The sequence below is a fragment of the Moheibacter lacus genome (assembly GCF_014042165.1).
Classification (GTDB): Bacteria; Bacteroidota; Bacteroidia; order Flavobacteriales; family Weeksellaceae; genus Moheibacter; species Moheibacter lacus.
This window is the reverse complement of record NZ_JACDZE010000004.1, coordinates 314,336-337,290: the sequence shown is the minus strand read 5'-3', so window position 1 is coordinate 337,290 and position 22,955 is coordinate 314,336. Positions and strand designations below refer to the sequence as shown.

The following is a 22,955-nucleotide window of genomic DNA, read 5'->3' as shown; positions in this document are numbered from 1 at the left end:
TTAATTATTTACTGATGCAAATTTACCATCAAATAATTCTATTAAAAACCTTATCTCATAGCTAAACCCTATCCTTAAATTATTGGATTCTATAAACGACTTTAAATGCTGTAAATGAATGAATTAGACTCAATGCATTTACCCAATCATGATATCAATCATCCTTTATTCAAGGAATATCAACTGAAAACTTCATATTCCTTTCCATCAAAAGATGCAAAAACCATCATCGGATGGGAATCTTGATGATATACATTCCCCAAATGATCGATGCCGATTGCTCCTGCAAATCCGTCGAATGGTTTCAATTCATCAAAAGTTTTTTGAAATGCTTCGCCAATTGAGAATCCATCGGTAACCCGCGTTACGATTTTTGCAGCCACTGCTCCACTTACGATGTCCTCTCCCACTCCTGTGCAGCTAACTGCACAAAATGAGTTGGCGTAATTTCCGGCAACCGTTGCCGAATCCGAAATTCTTCCCGGAATTTCAAATCCTTTTCCTCCAGTCGAAGTTGCTACGGCTAATTTCCCTTCACCATCAAGCGCAACACAGCCAACCGTTCCGGTTCCGTTGGATTCTTTTTTAGCCAAATATTCTTCTCGACGTTGCGGAATTTCAGTTGAAAATTCATCAAAACCCTTTTGACGTGCAAAATTGGTCGCTCCTTCTCCTCCCAGAACTTTATCGTCGTATGTCAATAACTTTTCAGCAACTTGAATTGGATTTTTTACATTTTCGATGTTGATCACACCGCTCATTTTTTGTGAACTTCCATCCATCAGAGAAGCACTCATCCTGATTTTACCATCGCTTTGGATTTGAGAACCGATTCCGGCATTAAAAAGTTCGTCATCTTCTAAAAGTGAAACTGCATAAACCACCGTTTCAAGTGCAGTGTGATTTTGAAGAAATTCAAATCCTTTTCGGGCAATTTCTTTTAAAGCCTTTTGTTTGGCAGATTTGGTCGCTTGATTGGTATGGGATTCAGAGAAAAATCCTCCGTGTATAATTATTTTCATCAATCTACAATTTCATTTATAGATTCGCCATGGATGATGAGTTCTCCATTGGAAAGGTTATAAGTATCATTTTGGCTCATCACATGAACCACCAGATTGCTGATGGAAATGGGTTCGCCCAATGAAACATCGGTCAGATTTGTATTTTTGATTTGGGTTCCATCGACCAAAATCACCAATCCTGAACCTACTGCTTCCATTTTGGTTCCACCTGTGATCAAAAGTCCGGTATCTTCTCCTAGCCCAATTCCCAAAACCATTGGATTGGTAACTACGGCTTGAAACAAACGCCCGATTCTTCCCCGTTGCACAAAATGCGTATCGACTATGACATCATCTATAAATCCCAGTCCGCTTGTGATTTTGATTTCTCCTTTTAACAAAGCTTCTTTGCTGGAACCTTGATAAATCATGCTCCCAGAAGAAGCTGCTGCACCGGCAGAAGTTCCTGCGTAAATAAATTCCTCATTTTGATATTTTTCCAATAGGATTTTATGAAACCTAGTTCCACCTAAAATAGAGGTCAATCGAAGTTGATCACCTCCTGTAAACACTGCAACATCTGCTGCTTCAATTCTATCTAAAACTTCCTGTTGTACAGCTTCTTCCCTTTTTTGGATATGCAAAACATCTACATTGTTCGCTCCGAGATAATTGAAGGCTTTTATGTATTCAGCTCCCACTTCCAACGGAATGGTCGATGCTGTCGTGATGACTTCAATTCTAGAATCCAATTTGTGTTTGGATTCGTCTATGATTCTTTTTAAAATTCCTTTTTCAAAGAAATTCAGGTTGTTGGCTACGTTTTCATCAAAACTAACTTCGGTGAAACTTCCTTTGTCAACAGCCCCCCCAATGATGATTAGTTTACCTTTAATATCCATTTGACAAATCTAAAACTATTTTTAAATATGAATTAACATTCAATTCATGCGAAATAATAACAATTTTTCAAGAATTTAAACCGAAAGGCGGATTTATTCAAAAAAAGAATTAATTTTAGCTAAACACATTCAGTAAAGGACAATTTAACACTAAGTTTATGAAGATATTGAAAATTCAAGCCTTACGGGGACCAAACATCTGGAGCATACGGAGAAAAAAATTGATTCAAATGCGATTGGATTTAGAGGATTTGGAACAAAAACCTACCAATAAAATCGACGGTTTTCGTGAGCGATTGGAGTCCATGATCCCCAGCCTTGTCGAACACAGATGTTCGGAAGGTGTTAGAGGTGGATTTTTCATGCGGGTGGATGAAGGAACATGGATGGGGCATGTTATAGAACATATAGCACTTGAAATTCAGACTTTGGCCGGTATGGATACAGGGTTTGGAAGAACTCGCGTTACCAAAGAACCAGGAGTTTACAATGTAGTTTTCAGTTATTTGGAAGAAAATGTCGGTGTATTTGCTGCAGAATCTTCCGTCAGAATTGCACAAGCCATCATAGATGGGACCGAATATGATTTGGAAGCCGATATACAGAAAATGCGCGAAATCCGCGAACGTGTTCGTTTAGGACCAAGTACGGGAAGTATCGTTGAAGAAGCCGTTGCTCGTGATATTCCTTGGATTCGTTTGGGAACAAATTCTTTGGTTCAATTAGGATATGGTGTAAATCAAATGCGTTTTCAAGCTACCATTACGTGTAATACGAGTAACATAGCCGTGGATATTGCCTGTGATAAAGAGGATACCAAACGGATGTTGGAAAATTCTTCCGTTCCGGTGGCTTCCGGTTCTATTTGCGTAGACGAAGAAGATTTAATTGAAACCATCGATAAAATTGGATTCCCAATTGTGATAAAACCACTGGGAGGAAACCATGGAAAAGGGGCTTCCATTAACGTAAAAACATTGGAAGAAGCCAAATCCGGATTGGAACACGCCCAGAAATACGGTCGAAGAGTGATCGTCGAAAAATTTATCACGGGACATGATTTTCGTATGTTAGTGATCAACCATAAATTGGTTGCAGCAGCTCAACGCGTTCCGGCGCATGTAATCGGTGATGGTGAACATACCGTTTCGGAATTAATCCAAATCGAAAACCAAGATCCAAGACGTGGATATGGACATGAAAATGTTTTGACCGAAATCGAAATTGATCGAGATTCATTGGATTTATTAGAAAAGTTAGGTTATACAGCATCTTCTGTACCCAAAAGAGGTGAAATTGTTTATTTAAAATCCACCGCAAATTTAAGTACCGGAGGAACTTCTGTTGATGTAACCGAAATGGTCCATCCGGAAAATATCTTTTTAGCGGAGCGAATTTCAAGAATCATCGGTTTGGATATCTGTGGTATTGATATCATGGCAGAAAATTTAACCCAACCTCTCCAACAAAACGGTGGTGTTATACTGGAAGTAAATGCAGCTCCAGGATTCCGCATGCATTTGGCACCGTCAGAAGGTTTACCAAGAAACGTAGCTTCACCGGTAATCGATATGTTGTATCCGCCGGGAAAACCAAGTCGTATTCCCATTATCGCCGTAACCGGAACCAACGGTAAAACCACCACTACCCGACTCATTGCGCACATGGTGAAAAACAAAGGATACCGGGTTGGGTTTACGACTTCTGATGGAATTTACATCCAAAACCATTTGCTTGAAAAAGGCGATACGACGGGACCGTATAGTGCGGAATATATTTTAAAAGATCCAACGGTTGAATTTGCCGTACTTGAAACCGCTCGTGGTGGGATTTTACGTGCCGGATTGGGATTCAGTAGATGCGACATCGGTGTCATAACCAATATTCAGGAAGATCATTTGGGATTGAGTGATATTCATACTTTGGATGATTTGGCGCGGGTAAAAAGTGTGGTGGTCAGAAGCATCAAAAATGATGGTTGGGCGATTTTAAATGCCGATGACGAATATTGCTTAAAAATCGCAAAAGAATTGGATTGCAACATCGCTTATTTCAGTTTGGATGAAAACCAACCCCATGTTCAAGCCTTATCAAAAGCCGGAAATATCGTGGCGGTTTTTGAAAACGGATATGTAACAATTAAAAAGGGCGATTGGAAAATCCGGATTGAAAAAGTAACCCAAATCCCATTGACCGTAGGTGGAAAAGCGAAATTTATGATCGCCAATGCACTCGCAGCTACTTTAGCCGGATATCTTTCAGGATTCCATTCTGAAGATTTGAGTTTGGCTTTGCAAACGTTTATTCCGAGTGCAGCTCAAACCCCGGGAAGATTGAATATTTTCAATTTTAAGAACTTCCAGGTCATGATCGATTTTGCACATAATCCAAAAGGTTACATGGCGATTGAGGATTTTTTAGGAAACATAGACTCTCCGCATAAAATCGGCATCATCGCCGGAGTTGGTGACAGAAGAGATGAAGACATCAAAGAATGTGGGAAAATAGCCGGTCGTATGTTTGACCATATCATCATACGTCAAGAAAAACACCTGCGTGGCAGAACGGAGGAAGAATTAGTCGGTTTGATACTCGAAGGAATTCAGGAATCCAATAAAGATATCACCTACGAAATCATACCAAAAGAAATCGAAGCCATCAAACATGCCATCAACAACGCAAAAGACGGAACTTTTATTACTGCGTTAAGCGATGTGGTGACCAATGCAATCGAAATCGTCCAAAGCTATTTGGATAAGGAAAATGAAGGTATCCTTTCCAACTAAAATATTCATAAAAACCTCCAAGGTTAATTTCCATAACAATGATAACCTTGGAGGTTATAAAGATTTGACTTTTCATTTTAGAAAAATTTAACGGAAAAATTCTAATTTTTTGAGTGAAATTAAATTCGAAATCAAAACAAAAACATGAAAAACTATTTTATTCTTTTATTTCTCCTCACTCAAATTTCTTTCATATCTGCCCAAAATCTTGAAATCCAATATTTGGCAATCGTCCGAAAAACACTTCCGGATGAAGTCCGAAAAGAATTTATCGACAATGGTTTACGCGACCAACTCAAACAAAACGAAGAACCTGATCCTTGCGAATATAAAATGATCATTTCTGACAAGGAATCTTCTTTTACTTACATAGAAAAAATCAGCAACAACCAAGATCCAAATGCAGCAGTCATCCGTGTTGCGCCAGCGGGATTTGGGACGATTTACAAAAATTTATCAGATTCTACCCGACGTGAAAACCACAATGTCTACGGAAAAAAGTATTTTTCATTAGATCCTTTGAAAAAGTTGGATTGGAAGATCAGAAAAGAGAAAAAAGAAATCCTCGGATTTGAAGTGAGAAAAGCAGAAGCTGAGGATTCGACTGCCAATTATACGGTTTGGTATGCGCCTAAATTATCGATTTCAAATGGACCTGCTGATTATGTTGGATTACCGGGATTGATTTTGGAAGCCGAAAAATCATCTAAAAACAGAATCTACAAAGAAAGATTCATTGCAGAATCCATCCAGCAATTGGACAAAAAACCCAAAATCATCAAACCCGATGAAGGTACTCAAATCAGTATAAATGACATCAGTGGTATTTGGAACGAAGCCAATGAAAAAAGAAACCAAATGTGGAGTGATTCTGAAGGAGTGGATAAAGACTGATTGGATTTACGATATACGAAGTTCGAAGTTCGAAGTTCGAAGTTCGAATTACGAAGTTCGAGTTTTGATTTACATTTTTTTCAAAACCCGTAACAAAACCGATTTTTCAAACACTAATCATTTAAATTCAACTTAAATGTACAAGCCGTATAGTCTATTTTCTTTATTCTTTATTCTATTTTCAACCTGTTCATTTGCTCAAGAAACCTGTAAACTCCGCGGCGAAATCCGCGACAGCATAGGCTTACCGGTTTTTGACGCTTCGGTTTCCGCTTTCAATTCAAAAAATGAAGGGGTAGCTTTTACGTTTACAGATACCGAAGGTGCTTTTGTACTCGAAGTTCCTTGCGGTCAAAATTATGATGTAGAAGTGGAACATATCGATTTTGAATCCTATGCCCAAAATATGTTGGTGGACAAATCCAAATCCGTCACTTTTAAGATGAAAAGAGCCGCGATATCTTTACAAGAAGCCGTTATCCGCGCCAAGCAACCGATTACCGTTAAAGGTGATACGATCGAATACGATGCCGATTCTTTCCGTACAGCTGCCGATGAAAATCTAGAGGATTTATTGAAAAAATTGCCTGGATTGCAAGTCGAAAACGGAAAAGTCTATTACGAAGGAAAAGAAATCAAAACCATAAAAGTAGGCGACCGCGAAGTCCTCGGCGGAAACACAAAACTCCTGACCAAAAACTTACCGGCTGATGCCATAGATAAAATCCAATTGAACAAAAAATTCAAAGCCAATCCTTTTTCCAATTCGCTTTCTGATGACGAAGAAGCCATGCTCAACATTGAACTCAAAGAAGACAAAAAAAGTCTGGTTTTTGGAAATGCAACCCTCGGTGGAGATGCACATGAACATGCCGATGTCCAGTCCAAACTCTTCTATTTCAGTCCGAAAACCGACGGAACTTTCATCACGGATTACAATACATTTGGGAAAGAAGTTTTTACGTACGAAGATTATTTTGCGTTTCTCGGTGGAATGTCCGAACTCATGGAAGATGGGAGCAGTTTCTCCATGCGGGAAGAACCTAATTCTATTTCGCTTGGAACTGCGCAAGATGCAGCAGAAATGGATGCTTTCCTCAGCGCGGTTCATTTCGGATATGAACCCAATAAAAAGCTGTACACCAACGGATTTGTTTTGTTTAATAACAATAATTTACGGTTTAAATCCACACAGGAAAGAATTGGTCAAGATCAAAACGGCCAACCGCTTAACTTTCGTGATGAACAGTTAAACGACCAAAGTTTGTTATCTACATTGGGGCGAGTTCGTTTGGATTATAGTCCGGACGCAAAATCCCAAATCAAATACCGCGTGAATTTCAATTATTTAGAAAATGAAAATGAACAATTTGCCGATACCTATTTGAACGAAAATTCCACAGGAGGACGGGATAATTTGAATGATAAAACGAGTTATAGTTTGCGTCAAAATTTGTCGTACATAAGAAAAATCGGTCGTGACCATAATTTAGGCGTTTATGTACGTCATCAAATTTCAAATGATCAACCGGATTTGTACATCAATTCTGACATGATTCCGCTTGTGATTGACAGTGTAAATTTCTTCAATTTGCGTCAAAACAAAGAATTGAATACCCAGAATTTACAAGTCTATGGAATTTACAATCATTTGTTGACCAACACGAGCAATCTCCGTTTGAAAGCGGGTTCCAACTTCAGTTGGCAAGATTTGAAGAATTCGATTTATGAAAACAATTCTTTGATTACCCAAGATTTATTTCAAACCGATTCCGATTTTAATTTCTCCGAACTCTATGCCGATTTGACTTACACCAAAAAGTTTGGGATTTTAAAAATCGATGTCGGAGCCGGTGTCCATAATTTTCAGGAAAAAACAAATGTAATCGGTGGTGAACAATCGATGAATTTCACCAAAATCCTTCCGCATTTAAATGCTGAACTCAATATTAACAATGCTCAAAATATCAATTTAAGTTATCTTCAAGAGTTCAAATTGCCCAACTTAACGGATTTATCAAATGGATATGAAATCCAAAATTATTATTCGGTTTACCGCGGATTTTTGGGATTGCGTGAAGCTTTGTATCATACCGCTAGCTTGCGATACAGCTATTTTAATTCCTTTAGTTTCTTGAATTTTTATACCGGAGCCACCTATAACAGAAGTGTCGATAACATCCAAAATTCCTCCAATTTAGGCGCTTATCCACAAGTCAATTCCTTGATTAACAATCCGGAAGATGATCAAACTTTGACGGTATATTTAGGAGGTAGTAAAAGGTTTTCAAGGTATTATTCTTTATTTCTAAATGGAAACATCAATTATTCAGATTACTTTACAACGATCAATTCGGATTTGGTGAACAATACTTCTTTTACGCAAAATTATACGTTGACCAATAAATTCAAAATCAAAAAGAAAGTCGAATTTGATTTAGGACTAAATTATTTAAACAGTGATTTTAAATCCTTGAATGACAACCAATTCACAACATGGCGACCATTTGGGAAATTCGCTTGGTCGATTTCAGATAAATTCCTTTTCCAGTCTGATTATTCATACCGAATTCAGTATCAGGACAGTGAATTGATCAATGAAAACCAAGCTTTGAATGCTTCCCTTCGCTATCATCTTGCAAAAAGTACGTATTTGACAGTTCTAGGAGGAAATTTATTGGGGAACGAAACCATCGTCAACAGTAGTTTTGATGCAGTCAACAACCAAACGATCATCAACACCAAAGAAGTGCTGGGAAGATATTTTATCGTACAGTTAAGGTATAAATTTTAAACACCAAATTTGATTGAATAAAAAACGTATCGAAAAATTTAGCATTTTTCGATACGTTCATTTAAATCTTGAATTATTGGTTCAGGATAAATTCCTTCAATTCTCTTTTACTACTGGAAAAACTAAATTCTTCACTTACCAAATAGTAATTATGTGGATCTACGGTTTTCCCAAAAGCTAATTTTGCAATAGCCAATTTATTGGATTCAAATGAGAATTCGTTTAGGACTTGGGCGATTTGGTGAGCTGTGAAAAACTGATAATTCAATTGTATTTCCATCATTTCCAATCGGGAAGAATCAAAGCTTTCATCAGCAATACTATACAAAAACCGATTAAAATCAACGTCACTCATCACAACACCAGAAGGTTCATACAGCGCAACAACTTCCGTCACTTCCAAATTTCCTCTAAAAAATTGAGTATATGTGATAGAACCCGCTGCCAGATTTACTCCACCTTTATACAAAAGTCGTTTTGTACGGATATTGAGTTGGTAAATATGCACCGGATAAAATCCGCTATTTAAATTTTCGAAAGTAATTGTTCCATCATTTGTCAAGAATTCTTCGTTGCCGATCTGAACCAAATACTGTCTTCTGTTTTCAAAATCAATCTGCAAACTTGCATTACCAAAATGACCAAAAACACATAAAGGCAATAAAAAAACCGTAACATAAAAAAATAGATTTGTTCTCATAATCAAAGGTTTTTAGAATTATAATTTTCATAAACCAATGCTTATGCCAACCCAAACGAAATATTGATCGTTTGGAATTTATTAACAAATCAAATTTAAATTTTACAAAACATCTACTACTTCGCCCCAAGTAGCACGGAATTCAGCACCGAGTGCGTCTGAAAATTCCTGTCCATCTTTTTTGTAATTCCGGATGGTGTAAACGATGTTCTTTTTGGGCGTTTTAATCGGCTTGATGGTAATCAAATCACCTTGTACAAATTCGTTGCCCAAACAAGGAACCATGACCGTGATTCTTTCAATTTTATCTTCAATAACAGTCGTTCCGATGATCGTACTATAAAAGTTTTGCTGTTTGGTAGCGCATTCCGGATTGACCATGGTAAAATCTACCACCAAATCAAATTCTTCTTTTAAATCCAAATAAGTGAAATAGGAAGTTTCTTCATCTGTCTTTTCTTGGGCAAATGAAAAATTGATCCAACTAAAAATAAGAACGAGTGAAAATAAAGATTTCATGGTCAATTAACTAAGCTTTTCGTCTGGTAAATCTACTAAACATTTTTTTCTCAAAAGCCCAAAAGAATTGGAACTGACCGAAAATCGTCCCGATGATGATCAGAATGATGTTATAAATCGGGAAAATCAAAATCAATCGCAAAATGGTAAATAAAACCGGATGCATCGATTCACTCGAAATTCCCAACCATTCGACAAAAGGTTTGGAAACCCAAGCTGATGCCGAACCTGTGATTGAAAACACAATCAATATCAAAATCAACTGAAAATTACTTTCTATTTGCCAACGCTTTTTTAGTTTTTCAAACATTTCTTCTATATTTTGAATGTTAAATTCTAAATTTTAAATGAATTTTTTCCAACCATTTAAAAATTCAACATCTAAAATTTATAATTTTCATATTCCACTCTCAATCAAGCCTTTGACCAATGTGATAATTTTCGGCATCGCTTTATTGGCAGCGTTTAAAACTTCTTCATGTGAAACCGGAATTGCAATTTCAGGACCACCTAAATCCGTAATCACGGAAATACAAAAAACACGCATGCCCATATGTCTGGCGACGATCACTTCCGGAACAGTACTCATTCCCACACAATCTGCGCCCAGAATCCTTACCAAACCGTATTCAGAAGGTGTTTCAAACGTAGGACCTTGTAATCCCATATAAACGCCCTGTTTGATTTCAATCCCGTTTTTATTTCCGAAATCAACGACAAATTCACGCATTTTTTTATCATAAGCCTCGGACATATCCACAAATCTAGGCCCCAATTCGTCTATGTTTTTCCCACGCAAGGGATGTTCTGGCATCATGTTGATATGATCTGAAATCACCACGGCATCCCCTACTTCATAATTAGGATTTACACCACCACTGGCATTGGAAAGGATCACTTTTTCGATTCCCAATCCTTTGAAAACCCGCATCGGGAAAGTAACTTCTTCCATCGAATAACCTTCGTAATAATGAAATCTTCCCGCCATCATCAACAAAGGTTTCCCTTCTATTTTCCCAAAAATCAATCTTCCTTTGTGGCCTTCCACTGTAGTTTGTGGGAAATTGGGGATGTTTTTATAATCGATGATCACTTTGTCCTGAACTTCATTTTGAAGTTTCCCTAGCCCAGATCCCAAAACCACGACAAACTCAGGTTGTTCCGTCAAAAAAGGACGGATATACTCAACTGCTTCTTTTATTTTTTCTAACATAATTCAATACATTTTCTTTAAATCCGTCAAAATCATTTAATTCAACTTCAATTGGCAAATAAAACAAAATTTCAATTAATGCCGACTCATCTTTCAGCCGCATATAGTCTTTTTCCGTAGTCAAAATCACCTTTTGCAAAGCCTTGATTTTATCATATTGTTGGTCAATTTTCTGAACATCAGCCACTGAAAAATTATGATGATCGCTAAATTCCAAATGATGAATGGATTTGAATCTTTCTTTCACAAAATCCACAAATGGTTTGGAATTGGCAATTCCCGTCACCAAAACCACTTCATAATCTCGCCATTCGTCAGACTCCAAAGTGAACCGAAATCCAATGGCGGAATTAGAATAAACTATTTTGGAAAAATAAACTTTTTGATGCGGTTTGGGTTTGATTTTAGACAAAATCGCATCTCTTTGTTTCACCGAAAAAGCATCAGGACATTTGGTTACCACAATGATGTCAGCTCTTTTTGCTCCTGACCTTGGTTCACGTAAATTCCCTGCCGGAAGCAGATAATCGGAAGTATAGGGTTCATGAAAGTCGGTCAATAAAATTGAGAATCCGGGTTTTACTTTTCGGTGCTGGAATCCATCATCCATTAAGATTCCTTCGGTTTTATAATGTTTCACCAAATGATTGATCCCTATCGTTCTATTTTCAGAAACTGCGACCACGATTTTATTTCTAAATCGATTGAAAAATTGCAAGGGTTCATCGCCGATATCAAACACTTTGGAACTATAATTGGCAATGACCAAACCCGAAGTTTTTCTTCCATAACCACGGCTTAACATTGCCATTTCCAATTCATCTTTTAACAAATCGGCTACTAAAATCACATGAGGCGATTTTCCGGTTCCACCCGTTGATAGATTCCCAATACAAATCACAGGGATTTTAAATTTTTTGGATTTAAAAAATCCCGTTTTATACAGCAGGTTTCGAGTTGAAACGCCTATCCAAAAAAGACCGGAAAAAGGAAGTAAAAGTTTTCGCCAATTCATATTGCTTAATGAATCGGCAAAATTAAGGATTTAGAAATGCTTTTCTAAGCCATTTTCCTGAATTTTATCAACCAATTTCAATTCACTCCTTTTCAAAATTTCCACTAAATTTATCCCATGTTTCAAGCCAATTTCCCAAATCGCATCATCTGTCTGACTGAAGAAGGAACCGAAATTCTCTATAAAATCGGTCAAGAAGATCGGTTGGTGGGTATCAGTGGATTTACAAGACGACCACCAAAAGCCAGAAAAGAAAAACCAAAAGTTTCCAATTTTATCGATGCGAACTTTGATAAAATCCTCGACTTAAAACCTGATTTGGTTGTTGGTTATTCTGATTTACAACGCGACATCGCAGCAGAACTCATCAAAAACGGGATCAATGTTTTTATTTTCAATCACAGAAGTATCAGCGAAACCCTCAGCATGATTTTGCAATTCTGTTCCTTGATTGGGAATCAAAAAGAAGGAAATGAATTGGTTAACAGATACATTGAAAATTTAGAATCTGCAAAAAAAGATGCTGAAAATTTCCCCTATCGTCCCAAAGTTTTTTTTGAAGAATGGAACGATCCTTTAATTTCTTCCATCCAATGGGTGAGCGAATTAATAGAAATCTGCGGCGGTGAACTTTGTTTCCCTGAATTGAACGATAAAAGTTTAGGGAAAGATCGGATTTTAGATCCTGATTTGGTCATTAAACGAAATCCGGATATCATCATCGGCTCTTGGTGCGGTAAAAAATTCAAACCGGAAAAAGTCCGCGCAAGAAAAGGTTGGGAAGCAATAAATGCCATCAAAAACGACCAATTATACGAAATCAAATCTGAAATCATCCTCCAGCCGGGACCTGCTTGCCTGACTGACGGAATCAAAGAAATTCAGTCCATTTTTAGAAAATTTCACCTTCCCGAAACTACTAAGCAGTTTCGAACTCTCCAAAGGAGAGGTAAAAATGAAACCCCGAGGTAAAGCGTCGAAGATTTGATAAATTAACGTTGAATTTAAGTTTATTTACCGTTTAAAATTTTTTAATTTCGAATAGAGAAATTGCATATTTTTCACATTTATCTATTTTTGTTGAATTATAAAAATGATATTACACTATAATTCGACTATATGAAAAACAGACTTCATGTCCTTATCCCAGTCATACTCATTACTTTAACCGCTATTTTGGTTGGGCTTCATTTTCTTTTTGAAATCATACCAAGTGAAGTTCTTTTTGGAGCGAGATGGATAACACTGTTAAGTTTGGTTTTTTATTGCATCAAAAAAAGATCACTTACGACATGGATTTTGTTCAGTATCATTTTGGGAGCAGTTTTGGGTTATGATTACCCTAATTTCGCCAAATCTTTGCATCCGCTCAGTCAGGGATTCATCCGACTTGTAAAAACCATCGTTGGACCTATCCTATTTGCGACTTTGGTATATGGAATCGCTGGTCATTCAGATTTGAAACAAGTCGGTCGTATGGCTTGGAAGTCATTGGCTTATTTTTATTCGGCTACGACCATCGCACTGTTAATAGGACTTGCCGCAATCAACATTACGCAAGCCGGAAGAGGTGTCGACACGTCCAATATCCCACAGCATCAATTACCCGATAAATCCAGTGCTATAGCAGAAGCTGACAAAGCGGAATTGGCAGAATTACCTGAAAATGTCCAATGGATCTTCAAAACCACAGCTTTTTTCCGTGATGTATTTCCGGAAAACATCATCAAATCCATGCATGAAAACAAAGTACTTCAAATTGTCGTTTTTGCAGTCGTATTTGGAATCGGGCTTGCCTTGGTCGATGAGAAAAAGCGAAAACCATTGGTCGATTTGACCGAAAGTTTGGCAGAAACCATGTTCAAATACACCAATATCATCATGTATTTTGCTCCGATTGGAGTTGGAGCTGCAATGGCTTACACCGTAGGTCACATGGGGATTGAAATCCTTAAAAACCTGATCATGTTGCTTTTAACGCTCTATGGTGCCTTGATCGTATTTTTGACTTGCGTCCTACTCCCGATCGCATTGTACATGAAAGTTCCGATCAGACAATTTGTAGATGCTTTAAAAGAACCGGTTTCCATTGCCTTCGCTACGACCAGTTCAGACGCCGCGCTCCCAAAAGTAATGTCCAACATGGAAGATTTCGGAGTTCCAAGAAGGATCGTATCATTTGTTGTTCCGACCGGATATAGTTTCAATCTCGATGGAACGACTTTGTATTTATCTCTCGCTTCCATTTTCGTCGCTCAAGCCGCCGGAATGGATTTATCTTTTGGACAACAATTGTTGATTTGTTTGACACTCATGATTACCAGTAAAGGAGTTGCAGCGGTTCCTCGCGCTTCGCTCATCATTTTGATTGCCACAGCCGATCAATTTGGGTTACCTGTCATCATCATCGCAGCTATTTTGGGAATTGATGAGCTCATGGACATGGCCAGAACTTCTGTCAATGTGATCGGAAACTGCTTGGCTTCCGTTGTAGTTGCTAAATGGGAAGGAGAATTTGACCAAGAAAAAGCACTGAATTACGAAGCAGAATAATTTTCTATCAATTTTTTGGGCGTGTCAAATGCCTCCGCAAAGCTTCGGCATTTGACCCGGCTATCCGTTGCAATCTTTTTAAAGGCAAACCTTTAAAAAGGATTTTCACTACTATCCGTCACGCAGATTGAGGTCGAAAAAATATTTATGGCACAACCTTTGAAATTTATATTCAAAAATCAGCATTATGAAATATTTATGGACCATTTCAGCCATCATCGGATTTCTATTCCTGAAATCTTGTTCTACAAACCAAACCGGAAACACTGACAACCAAACCTTAAATTTAGATTTAAGTGGGAGTTGGAACTTAAGTCATTTTGATGATGCCTCAGAATTGACGATTTCTGAAGCTTTTCCTACAAAAAAACCAACCTTGGTTTTGGAATCCATCTCAAAAAAATTGACCGGAAACACAGGTTGTAACCAAATGTTTGGAACTTTCACCACTGTGCAAAACAAAGTGAGCTTTAGCAATATAGGTTCGACCAGAATGTATTGTGAAGGTGTGAAAGAAACCGAATATTTAAATTTATTAAAAACTGTAGACACTTATAAAATCGTTGAAAATCAATTGATTTTCATGGACAAAAATGGTAAGGAAATTTTGAAATACACCAAATAACTCCCTCTACCATCCCCCATTGAAGCACTCTTATGGAGTGCTTTTTTGTTCTAAATTGAAGATGAGCAACTCTGAGATTTCTGAAATTGTTAATATCATTAAGATAAATCGTATAAATTTCACAAAATTTAAATACTAATCTCGCTTCCAATTCGTTTATTTTGTGGTTTATAACACAAATTCTGCATGCATCTGAAAAAGATTAAATTTCTAATAGCGGTAACACTCCTGATTGGAACTTTCCATTCATGTGCTACAAAATCTACACAACCTACTGTTCATCAAAGATCTGAAGTAAAAATTCCAGAAAGAAATCAAGATTCAAATTCGCCTTCAGTAACAACAACCAAAGAAAATCCAAAAGAAACCAAAGAGGAAATCAAAACGGTTGAAGAGGAACAGGTAGTTAGAAAACCTAAAAAAGAAGCAGAAAAAGAGAAAGAAAAAATTGAAGAACGAATCAAAATCGCACTTCCTGAAGTCAACCGTGAATTTCGAGCTGCTTGGATCGCAACCGTTGCCAACATCAATTGGCCTTCCAAACGCGGTCTTTCTACCGATCAACAAAAAGCAGAAGTCATCCATATTCTCGATCAATTAAAAGAAAACAATTTCAATGCGGTCATTTTTCAAGCTCGTCCTTCAGCCGATGCGTTGTACGATAGTCCATACGAGCCATGGTCTGTATTTTTAACCGGAGAAAACGGTCAGGCGCCTTCGCCTTATTATGATCCTTTGGAGTTTTGGATTGAAGAATGCCATAAAAGAGGAATGGAACTGCATGTTTGGCTAAATCCTTACCGCGCCCATCATACCAACGGTGGTCGTGTAGCCTCTACTTCTATGGTTCATCAAATGCCATCTGACATCGTCCGTTTAGCCAATGGAATGTATTGGTTTGATCCGGCAAAAAAGACGACACAAGACCATGCCAGTCAAGTAGTGAAAGACATCGTCAAACGTTACGACATAGACGGAATTCATTTTGATGATTATTTCTATCCTTATGCCTCTTATAACAATGGGAAAGACTTTCCGGACAACGATTCTTGGAATGAATACCTGCGAAATGGTGGAGATTTATCACGCGCAGATTGGCGCCGAGAAAATGTCAATCAATTCATCAAACGCATTTATGAAGAAATCAAATCCGAAAAAAACTGGGTGAAGTTTGGCATCAGTCCTTTTGGCATTTGGAAATCAGGTGTACCTTATGGTGTGAGTGGACTTTCCCAATACGACGAACTTTATGCAGACGCCAAATTATGGCTCAATGAAGGTTGGATTGATTATTTTACACCACAGCTTTATTGGCCGGTAGATGCACCGAGACAGAATTTCAGTTCGCTTTTGCAATGGTGGGAATCTGAAAACACGCACAATCGCCATCTTTGGCCAGGACTAAATACGGTTGAAATCAAAACATCGGACAAGCCAACGGAAATTGTCCGACAAATCGAATTGACACGACAATTGGTACCCAACAGCGCCGGAGTTGCACATTGGAGTTATGCAGGATTGAATTCCAATATGCTTTATAAATTGAAAGCAGGTCCCTATAAAGAAAAAGCTTTGGTTCCAAAATCACCTTGGTTAAAACCCTTGATTTCAGAGCGTCCGGATCTTTTTCTAGCGGATCAACAAAATAACATCCAAGTCAATTGGTCACTCAAAAAAGAGGAAAATGTTTCGCACTGGTTGTTGTACAAAAGATATGGTGAAACATGGGAAACCGAAATCCTCGATTCCAAAACCACCGTTCAAACTTTACAAAAACATAAAAACGGAAAAAGACTGGATATGATTGTCATTCAAGCAGTTGACCGTTTGGGAAATGAGAGCGAATATGAAGCGAAAATCGTGAGTTGATTTAGAAAAATACATAGAAAAAAAAGGATTGATTTTAACCAAATCAATCCTTTTTACTTTTGTGAAACTTTGAGACTGCTTAGTGTTGCTTTGTGGAATATTATTACATAAAAATTACGGTCAAGAAATCTTGTAATTCTTTCCATGATTTTTCATCGGCGTCTTTATCGTAGGCAATTTGGAGATTGAACTTCTTCCCTATTTCCGTGGCATCAGGATTGGTAAAAGCATGAACAGCTCCTGGATAATTGATAAATTTATAATCGACTTTGGCAGAATCCATTTCAGCTTTAAATCCGGCAATTTCTTCGGCCGAAACAAACGAATCGGCTTCCCCATTTAGAACCAATAGTTTTACCGAATTATTATTGGGTTTTACACCTGTCAATAAATTCCCGTGAAAACTCACCGCTCCTTTTAAACTCGCATCTTGTCGCGCCATATTCAAAGCTTGCGCCCCACCGAAACAATATCCGATGATCGCCATTTTTGAAGTATCAGCATTTGAGAAATTCGATAGTTCCGATTTCGCAGCATCGTAGGCTTGTTTGGCCAATGCTGGATTTTCATAGAAAGGGGTTGCCAATTTTTGGGCATCTTCCGGATTGTCCACTACTTTTCCATCGCCATAAAAATCCACTGCCATCGCAAAATAACCTTCTTCTGCCAATTGTTTGGCTCTGGTTTTGGCATAGTCGTTAACGCCCCACCATTCCGGAACGACAAGAACGACAGGTTTTGAAACCGTTGAATCCCCTTTAAAAAACACAAAGGATTTGAAATTTTTTCCGTTGGAGTCATAGGAAATTTCTTTTTCGGTCAATATCGAATCATTTACAGCAACCGATTGGGCGGGTTTTTCATTGGGTACATTTTCTTTTTTTTCACACGAAAAAAATAGAAGACCAACAAGTAGAACGAATAAAATATTTTTACTTGATTTCATGAATTTGGGTTTTATTTAATTTCAAATTTAATTCTTTCCACGTGAAAATTTTGTTAAACCCTTGATGAAATCTGATTTCGGATTTGAATTTGAGGTAATTTGAACCTAAATTAAAATCTAAAAATCATGAGTCAATTATCAGAATTCAAAGCATTGCACCAAAACCAAAAACCTCTTTTACTGGGAAATGTTTGGGACGCACATTCAGCGAAATTAGCAGAAAAAGCAGGATTCCAAGCATTGGGAACTTCCAGTCATGCCATTGCGTTTTCCATGGGTTATGAAGATGGTGAAAACATCCGTTTTGAGGAATTGTTTTTCGTCATAGAAAGAATTCTTAAAGCGGTTAAAATTCCGGTGAGTGTAGATTTTGAAGCCGGATATTCGGACGATCCCGATCAGGTTGCCAAAAATGTAGAAAAGTTGGTCGAAATCGGTGTAGTTGGAATCAATTTGGAAGACGGAAAAGTGGTAGATGGGAAAAGACAGTTGGAAGATGCTGAAAAATTAGTTGAGAAAATTAAAGCTATTAAATCCAAAACCGAAATTTTCATCAACGCTCGTCCTGATACTTATACGACCAAACATCCAGATGCTTTAAAAGAAGCCATACGCAGAGCCAATCTTTATGCGGAAGCTGGAGCTGATGGGGTTTTTGTTCCTTTGATTGAATCAGAATCTGATCTGAAAACTTTTTTGAGTGAAGTGAAAATTCCTTTGAATGTTTTTACAACACCTGAACTTCCGGATTATGAAAAATTAGGCGAATTGGGTGTAAAAAGAATCAGCCATGGCGCCAAACAGTATGAGGTTTTGATGAAAAAATCGGAGGAGATTTTTACAGAATTCTATGCTACAAAAAAATACAGTTGGGTTTTGGAAGGAAAATAATCCATTTATCTTTGTCGAAAAAATATGCCTTTAAAAGCCGTATTGTTTGACATGGACGGAGTCATCGTGGATACCGAGCCACTTCACCGAAAAGCCTATTTTCAAATGTTTGAAACATTTGGTGCAAATGTCTCAGACGAATTGTATGCGCAATTTGCGGGTGCTTCTACTAAAAAAGTTTGTCAAACGGTGATTGAAAGATTTCGATTGGATCATACTTTTGAAGAATTACAAAACGTAAAACGCGGGTATTTTAAAGAAATGTTTTACCATGATGCCGATTTTGATTTGATTCCCGGCGTGAGGAAGTTAATCGAACATTATCATGAAAATGGCGTAAAACTGGTGTTGGCTTCTTCAGCTTCGCCTGTTACCATAGAAATGGTTTTTGAAAAATTTGGGTTGGATCCTTATTTTGTTGGGAAAATCAGTGGAGCCGAATTAAAAGAATCCAAACCGCACCCGGAGATCTTTTTGATGGCTGCTGAAATTTCCGGTGAACCAAAAGAAAATTGCATGGTCATCGAGGATTCTTCCAACGGTATTCTGGCCGCTCACCGAGCCGGAATTTTTTGTTCCGGATTTAAAAGTGAACATACACATGGACAGGATTATACATTGGCCAATTTGGTCGTGAATGATTTCAAAGATTTAGAATTGGATAAAATGAAAATTCATTTTTAGATTTTTGAACGTTCCTTTTTATAGGTTTCCCAATCAAAATTCTCCAAATAGGTAAGTGCAGCTTTGATTCCGACCAAAAAAAGGGCTTTTTGTTCGGCTTCACTCAACCCAAAATTTAACCAATTGACTTTGGTTTCATAGGCCGAAATGTCTGCAATCGAATATTTTTTATAAAACGGATTGATGGCCAAAAAGGAATTATCCTCATTGTTGCGAAGGGTATTGATGATTTTACCGGCAAAACCCGTAAAAGACATTTTTTTGGTAATGGGAATTTTTTCTTCCGGGTCTTCATCCATGATGCGCACACCCATGATGGGCATACGAGGTTCTTTTCCTGAGATTTTTGGGTTGTGAAATAGATTGATAGGAAAATTGGAAAGTGAGCCTCCGTCGATTAGAATTCCTTTATCCCGAACTTTATATTTGGGTTTTGCTTTGAATTCTTCCCAAAGTTCTTTTAACTGTTCCGGAATATTTTTCCCAGGATGATTTTTAGTTGGTTTTTCAGGGAAAAACTGCGGTTCAAAAAAGATGGGAATCGCCATAGAAGCTCTTACGTAATTGGAAGGATTGATATTTTTTTGGTTTTCAAAATATAATCGCCCATCAAGCGGAAGCACTACTTTTGTTTCATTGTTAATGTCGGTCGCCACAAAGGAATAATCCCAAGCGATTTCTCCGTATTCGTCCGGCAATTGATTTCCTTCCAACTTATTTTCCACATTTAAATAAAGCGTAAGTTTGGATTTCTTTTTGACTTCGTCTAAATTTTCAACTGGTTGATCTACTTGAACTTCCTGTACCAAATCGGCTGTTGCATCGGGTTCTAAATTTTGAGAAACATTGGATCGATAGGTAGATTCGGGATTAAACTGAAATTGGGTTTTACCCTTTGCTTTTTCATCCAAATGCTCCTGGGATTCTACACCAAAACTTTCCAATTCTTTTTCCAGAAATTCTTGAAATTTCGTTCCCGGATTGATCCCGAAATTGTATTGATTAAATCTGTAAAATAAATAAACCATATACAAACTCGCCAAAACAAAAATCCCAAGTAAACTTCCATAAACGATAAACCAAACTTTGCCTATATGACTCAAAAGCGGTAATGGAAATATAATTGCAAATAATAAAAAGACATAACGCAACAAGATATTTTTGATCAAACCATAACCTTTGCTCAGTGAAAGGATCATTTTCCGAACAATTGTATTTTTTGCATCGATAAAACTCCGCATATCAAATCGACTTGGATTTGTCAACATATCAAAAAGTTCGGGTGTTTTGGGATCATCCTTCTCTCCTATTGCTGCAAGAAAAAGGGTATTGATCGCTCCGGCACTAGTTCCCGCCAATCGTAAAAAACGAATTCCCAAAAATTCAAGCACAAAGGCATAACCCACCAAAGAAATCCCTAAAGTTCCACCTCCTTCTTGTACAAAGTGAACCCAATGTAGTTTTTCTCCATTTTTGTTGAATGAAGTAATGTCCGAATACGTTTTCTTTTCCGATTTTAATCGTTCCAAATGTTCTTTTACCGTTCCATGGAATATTGAATTATTTGGTTGAACCAAATCCATTTTTTCATCTCCAAAAACGGAAAGAATTTTGTCAAAATTGAAATTGATCTCATTTCTGGATTTAATTTCATGGTTACTTTCCATATTTTCGGTTTTAGAACAGAGAGCTAAATTTAATCATTCTCTTAATCTTTACCAATAAAATGAAAACTTAAATTAAATCATTCATATTCAATAATTTAAATTTAAATTATGAGCATAAAATTTATCATTTTCATGATATCGATAAACCGAAATCAGCTGATTGGAAACAAAAAGGACAAATGTCATGGGGAAAATTTGACGAAAATGATACCTTTGAGGCTACTTCCATTCGGAAATACTAATACGATTTCTAATTTTTAAAAAATGCCTAGAACTTTTCTACTGTACTTTTTGGCACTTGGTTTTCTGGCCAAGGCTCAAAATGCTGAGAAATTTGATGCAATTTTCAATAAGACATTTATGGAAGTTGCGCAAAATAACTTTAATAAAGCACTTGAAAATGCAGATTCACTTTACCAGATTTCTGAAACTCCCTATTTTAAGACCAAAAGTTTAATGTTGACTGCAACTTTGTACCAACAATCTGGAGATCTGAATCAATCGATCGCTTATGCACTGAAATCAGAAAAAATAATTACTGAAACTACAAATTATACTTGGATCACACGGGTTTATGGGTTTTTAGCGACTCAATACCGTTTGTTAGGTTTATTTACTGAGTCCAAAAAATATGGAGATTTGGCATTTGAAACGGCTAAAAAAATTGAAGATAAAAGCCGAATCAGTACCGTGGCAATGATCTTACAAGAATTGGCCATCAGAGAGTTTGATCAAAAAAATTATAAAGCCGCGATCCGATATCTTAATGAAGCCAAATCCTATTTAAAAGAAGTTCAGCAAAATCAAGCTTATTTAATTGCACAAAATGAGCAATGGCTTGGCGATTGTTATGTGCGATTAAATGAATTTGAAAATGCTTTAAAGTACTTTCAATCATCCCGTAAGATTTATTGTGATTTACCGGATAATTATGTGAAAGGGTTGATTTTTGATGGAATGGCTTTTAGTTATTTAAGTAAAGAAGAATTTGGTTTGGCAAAAATCTATTTGGACAGTGCAAAAGCTATTGCTGATCAATCCAATTATTTGGAACTTAAAAACAGAGTATTAAATACTTCAGAAGCCTATTATCTCGCAACTAAAGATTTGGAAAATATTTCATTGACCAAACAGGAAAAAGATGCTATCTCCAATCAGATTGATGATAAAAAACTATTGTTTGTAGATGGTTTATTGGCCAAAATCAATCAAGAAAATACTGTAATTAAAGAAGAAGTTCATTTTAAAACCAGGATTTTATTTGTATCAATCGCTTTACTTATTTGCGCTTTGGCTTATTTTATATTTTATAGAATTCAACAACAGAAAAACATCAACAGAATAAAGAAAATCATCACAGAACTTGAACTAAAAAATATCGTTTACAAAGAAACGCGTTTAGAAGATTTGACTTCTTTACAATCAGAAGAATCGAGTCTGGAAGCGGAAATTCCACAAGAGCCGACTTTTATGATGAATCCTGAAACGGAAGAAAAATTGATTCAGAAGCTAGAAGATTTTGAATCCACTACGCTTTTTACAGAAAATGCAATTTCACTTTCTTCGTTGGCCATTTATTGTGAAACCAACACCAAATATCTTTCGTACATCATCAATACATATAAAAAACAGGATTTTTACAATTACATCAATGAACTGAGGATCAACTACATCATCAATCAGTTGAATCAAAATCCGCTTTATCGTAAATACAAAATCGCAACGCTGGCAGAAGAAGCCGGATTTTCTTCTCAAAATAAATTTGCGACAGTTTTCAAAAAAGTAACCAGTATTTCCCCTTCTGTATTCATTAAATATTTGGAAGAAGAAAAGATTGAGTTAAATGCCTGATTTTCAATATTCAAATTGATTTATTTAGGTTACCGATAAACA

The 22,955-nt window shown here is 37.0% G+C and carries 19 protein-coding genes; 10 read left to right on the top strand and 9 right to left on the bottom strand.

Annotation, left to right across the window (positions count from 1 at the left end; translation table 11 throughout):
* Nucleotides 1-179: 179 nt before the first annotated feature.
* Together HU137_RS12100 and HU137_RS12095 are read right to left on the bottom strand one after the other, a co-directional pair.
* Entirely contained in the window at nt 180-1,022 is an 843-nt protein-coding gene (locus HU137_RS12100; protein WP_182044110.1) for an isoaspartyl peptidase/L-asparaginase, read from the bottom strand.
* On the bottom strand, nt 1,022-1,906 hold the full coding sequence (locus tag HU137_RS12095) for a cyanophycinase (protein ID WP_182044109.1): 885 nt from the start codon (nt 1,904-1,906) through the stop codon (nt 1,022-1,024). Before HU137_RS12095 ends, HU137_RS12100 begins: the two co-directional genes overlap by 1 nt.
* A 158-nt stretch (nt 1,907-2,064) precedes the next feature.
* Between HU137_RS12095 and cphA the strand changes: the two genes are divergently transcribed.
* From cphA to HU137_RS12080, 3 genes are all read left to right on the top strand, one after another.
* Nucleotides 2,065-4,692: a cyanophycin synthetase gene (cphA, locus tag HU137_RS12090; protein WP_182044108.1), complete on the top strand. Its 2,628-nt coding sequence runs from the start codon at nt 2,065-2,067 to the stop codon at nt 4,690-4,692.
* A gap of 144 nt (nt 4,693-4,836) precedes the next feature.
* Nucleotides 4,837-5,586, top strand: coding sequence for a GLPGLI family protein (locus tag HU137_RS12085; RefSeq protein ID WP_182044107.1), 750 nt, complete (start codon nt 4,837-4,839; stop codon nt 5,584-5,586).
* 136 nt (nt 5,587-5,722) lie between these two features.
* On the top strand, nt 5,723-8,380 hold the full coding sequence (locus HU137_RS12080) for a TonB-dependent receptor (RefSeq protein WP_182044106.1): 2,658 nt from the start codon (nt 5,723-5,725) through the stop codon (nt 8,378-8,380).
* A gap of 73 nt (nt 8,381-8,453) precedes the next feature.
* On the opposite strand, the gene HU137_RS12075 is transcribed toward HU137_RS12080, so the two are convergent.
* The 5 genes from HU137_RS12075 to lpxK form a co-directional block, all read right to left on the bottom strand.
* On the bottom strand, nt 8,454-9,080 hold the full coding sequence (locus HU137_RS12075) for a DUF4476 domain-containing protein (RefSeq protein ID WP_182044105.1): 627 nt from the start codon (nt 9,078-9,080) through the stop codon (nt 8,454-8,456).
* Nucleotides 9,081-9,182: 102 nt separating this feature from the next.
* The gene (locus tag HU137_RS12070) at nt 9,183-9,599 is read right to left on the bottom strand and encodes a hypothetical protein (protein WP_182044104.1); all 417 of its coding nucleotides are present in this window, start codon (nt 9,597-9,599) and stop codon (nt 9,183-9,185) included.
* Nucleotides 9,600-9,609: 10 nt separating this feature from the next.
* A complete protein-coding gene (locus tag HU137_RS12065; RefSeq protein WP_182044103.1) occupies nt 9,610-9,909 on the bottom strand; it encodes a DUF6787 family protein in 300 nt (99 codons plus the stop codon).
* Between the two features lie 87 nt (nt 9,910-9,996).
* Complete coding sequence (locus HU137_RS12060; protein ID WP_182044102.1) at nt 9,997-10,812, bottom strand: purine-nucleoside phosphorylase; 816 nt, start codon at nt 10,810-10,812, stop codon at nt 9,997-9,999.
* Complete coding sequence (gene lpxK / locus HU137_RS12055; protein WP_182044101.1) at nt 10,784-11,827, bottom strand: tetraacyldisaccharide 4'-kinase; 1,044 nt, start codon at nt 11,825-11,827, stop codon at nt 10,784-10,786. The genes HU137_RS12060 and lpxK overlap by 29 nt, the downstream gene beginning before the upstream one ends.
* Before the next feature lie 117 nt (nt 11,828-11,944).
* On the opposite strand from lpxK, the gene HU137_RS12050 reads away from it, so the two are divergent.
* The 4 genes from HU137_RS12050 (at nt 11,945) to HU137_RS12035 (ending at nt 16,874) form a co-directional block, all read left to right on the top strand.
* On the top strand, nt 11,945-12,799 hold the full coding sequence (locus HU137_RS12050; RefSeq protein WP_182044100.1) for a cobalamin-binding protein: 855 nt from the start codon (nt 11,945-11,947) through the stop codon (nt 12,797-12,799).
* A gap of 147 nt (nt 12,800-12,946) precedes the next feature.
* Nucleotides 12,947-14,380: a dicarboxylate/amino acid:cation symporter gene (locus HU137_RS12045; RefSeq protein WP_182044099.1), complete on the top strand. Its 1,434-nt coding sequence runs from the start codon at nt 12,947-12,949 to the stop codon at nt 14,378-14,380.
* 187 nt (nt 14,381-14,567) lie between these two features.
* A complete protein-coding gene (locus HU137_RS12040; RefSeq protein ID WP_182044098.1) occupies nt 14,568-15,005 on the top strand; it encodes an META domain-containing protein in 438 nt (145 codons plus the stop codon).
* Nucleotides 15,006-15,191: 186 nt separating this feature from the next.
* Nucleotides 15,192-16,874: a glycoside hydrolase family 10 protein gene (locus tag HU137_RS12035; protein WP_182044097.1), complete on the top strand. Its 1,683-nt coding sequence runs from the start codon at nt 15,192-15,194 to the stop codon at nt 16,872-16,874.
* 103 nt (nt 16,875-16,977) lie between these two features.
* Here HU137_RS12035 and HU137_RS12030 read toward each other — a convergent pair whose 3' ends face one another.
* Nucleotides 16,978-17,820, bottom strand: coding sequence for a dienelactone hydrolase family protein (locus HU137_RS12030; RefSeq protein ID WP_182044096.1), 843 nt, complete (start codon nt 17,818-17,820; stop codon nt 16,978-16,980).
* 126 nt (nt 17,821-17,946) lie between these two features.
* On the opposite strand from HU137_RS12030, the gene HU137_RS12025 reads away from it, so the two are divergent.
* Entirely contained in the window at nt 17,947-18,711 is a 765-nt protein-coding gene (locus tag HU137_RS12025; RefSeq protein WP_182044095.1) for an isocitrate lyase/PEP mutase family protein, read from the top strand.
* A 24-nt stretch (nt 18,712-18,735) separates the two neighbouring features.
* Entirely contained in the window at nt 18,736-19,395 is a 660-nt protein-coding gene (locus HU137_RS12020) for an HAD family hydrolase (protein WP_182044094.1), read from the top strand.
* On the opposite strand, the gene HU137_RS12015 is transcribed toward HU137_RS12020, so the two are convergent.
* The gene (locus HU137_RS12015; RefSeq protein WP_182044093.1) at nt 19,392-21,062 is read right to left on the bottom strand and encodes a patatin-like phospholipase family protein; all 1,671 of its coding nucleotides are present in this window, start codon (nt 21,060-21,062) and stop codon (nt 19,392-19,394) included. The genes HU137_RS12020 and HU137_RS12015 overlap by 4 nt on opposite strands.
* A 264-nt stretch (nt 21,063-21,326) precedes the next feature.
* Between HU137_RS12015 and HU137_RS12010 the strand changes: the two genes are divergently transcribed.
* The gene (locus HU137_RS12010) at nt 21,327-22,913 is read left to right on the top strand and encodes a helix-turn-helix domain-containing protein (protein ID WP_182044092.1); all 1,587 of its coding nucleotides are present in this window, start codon (nt 21,327-21,329) and stop codon (nt 22,911-22,913) included.
* The last annotated feature ends 42 nt before the right edge of the window (nt 22,914-22,955 follow it).

Excerpts from the sequence above, each read along its gene's own strand:
- HU137_RS12100 (WP_182044110.1), bottom strand. The coding sequence starts at position 1,022 with ATGAAAATAATTATACACGGAGGATTTTTCTCTGAATCCCATACCAAT.
- HU137_RS12095 (WP_182044109.1), bottom strand. The coding sequence starts at position 1,906 with ATGGATATTAAAGGTAAACTAATCATCATTGGGGGGGCTGTTGACAAA.
- cphA (WP_182044108.1), top strand. The coding sequence starts at position 2,065 with ATGAAGATATTGAAAATTCAAGCCTTACGGGGACCAAACATCTGGAGC.
- HU137_RS12085 (WP_182044107.1), top strand. The coding sequence starts at position 4,837 with ATGAAAAACTATTTTATTCTTTTATTTCTCCTCACTCAAATTTCTTTC.
- HU137_RS12080 (WP_182044106.1), top strand. The coding sequence starts at position 5,723 with ATGTACAAGCCGTATAGTCTATTTTCTTTATTCTTTATTCTATTTTCA.
- HU137_RS12075 (WP_182044105.1), bottom strand. The coding sequence starts at position 9,080 with ATGAGAACAAATCTATTTTTTTATGTTACGGTTTTTTTATTGCCTTTA.
- HU137_RS12070 (WP_182044104.1), bottom strand. The coding sequence starts at position 9,599 with ATGAAATCTTTATTTTCACTCGTTCTTATTTTTAGTTGGATCAATTTT.
- HU137_RS12065 (WP_182044103.1), bottom strand. The coding sequence starts at position 9,909 with ATGTTTGAAAAACTAAAAAAGCGTTGGCAAATAGAAAGTAATTTTCAG.
- HU137_RS12060 (WP_182044102.1), bottom strand. The coding sequence starts at position 10,812 with ATGTTAGAAAAAATAAAAGAAGCAGTTGAGTATATCCGTCCTTTTTTG.
- lpxK (WP_182044101.1), bottom strand. The coding sequence starts at position 11,827 with ATGAATTGGCGAAAACTTTTACTTCCTTTTTCCGGTCTTTTTTGGATA.
- HU137_RS12050 (WP_182044100.1), top strand. The coding sequence starts at position 11,945 with ATGTTTCAAGCCAATTTCCCAAATCGCATCATCTGTCTGACTGAAGAA.
- HU137_RS12045 (WP_182044099.1), top strand. The coding sequence starts at position 12,947 with ATGAAAAACAGACTTCATGTCCTTATCCCAGTCATACTCATTACTTTA.
- HU137_RS12040 (WP_182044098.1), top strand. The coding sequence starts at position 14,568 with ATGAAATATTTATGGACCATTTCAGCCATCATCGGATTTCTATTCCTG.
- HU137_RS12035 (WP_182044097.1), top strand. The coding sequence starts at position 15,192 with ATGCATCTGAAAAAGATTAAATTTCTAATAGCGGTAACACTCCTGATT.
- HU137_RS12030 (WP_182044096.1), bottom strand. The coding sequence starts at position 17,820 with ATGAAATCAAGTAAAAATATTTTATTCGTTCTACTTGTTGGTCTTCTA.
- HU137_RS12025 (WP_182044095.1), top strand. The coding sequence starts at position 17,947 with ATGAGTCAATTATCAGAATTCAAAGCATTGCACCAAAACCAAAAACCT.
- HU137_RS12020 (WP_182044094.1), top strand. The coding sequence starts at position 18,736 with ATGCCTTTAAAAGCCGTATTGTTTGACATGGACGGAGTCATCGTGGAT.
- HU137_RS12015 (WP_182044093.1), bottom strand. The coding sequence starts at position 21,062 with ATGGAAAGTAACCATGAAATTAAATCCAGAAATGAGATCAATTTCAAT.
- HU137_RS12010 (WP_182044092.1), top strand. The coding sequence starts at position 21,327 with ATGCCTAGAACTTTTCTACTGTACTTTTTGGCACTTGGTTTTCTGGCC.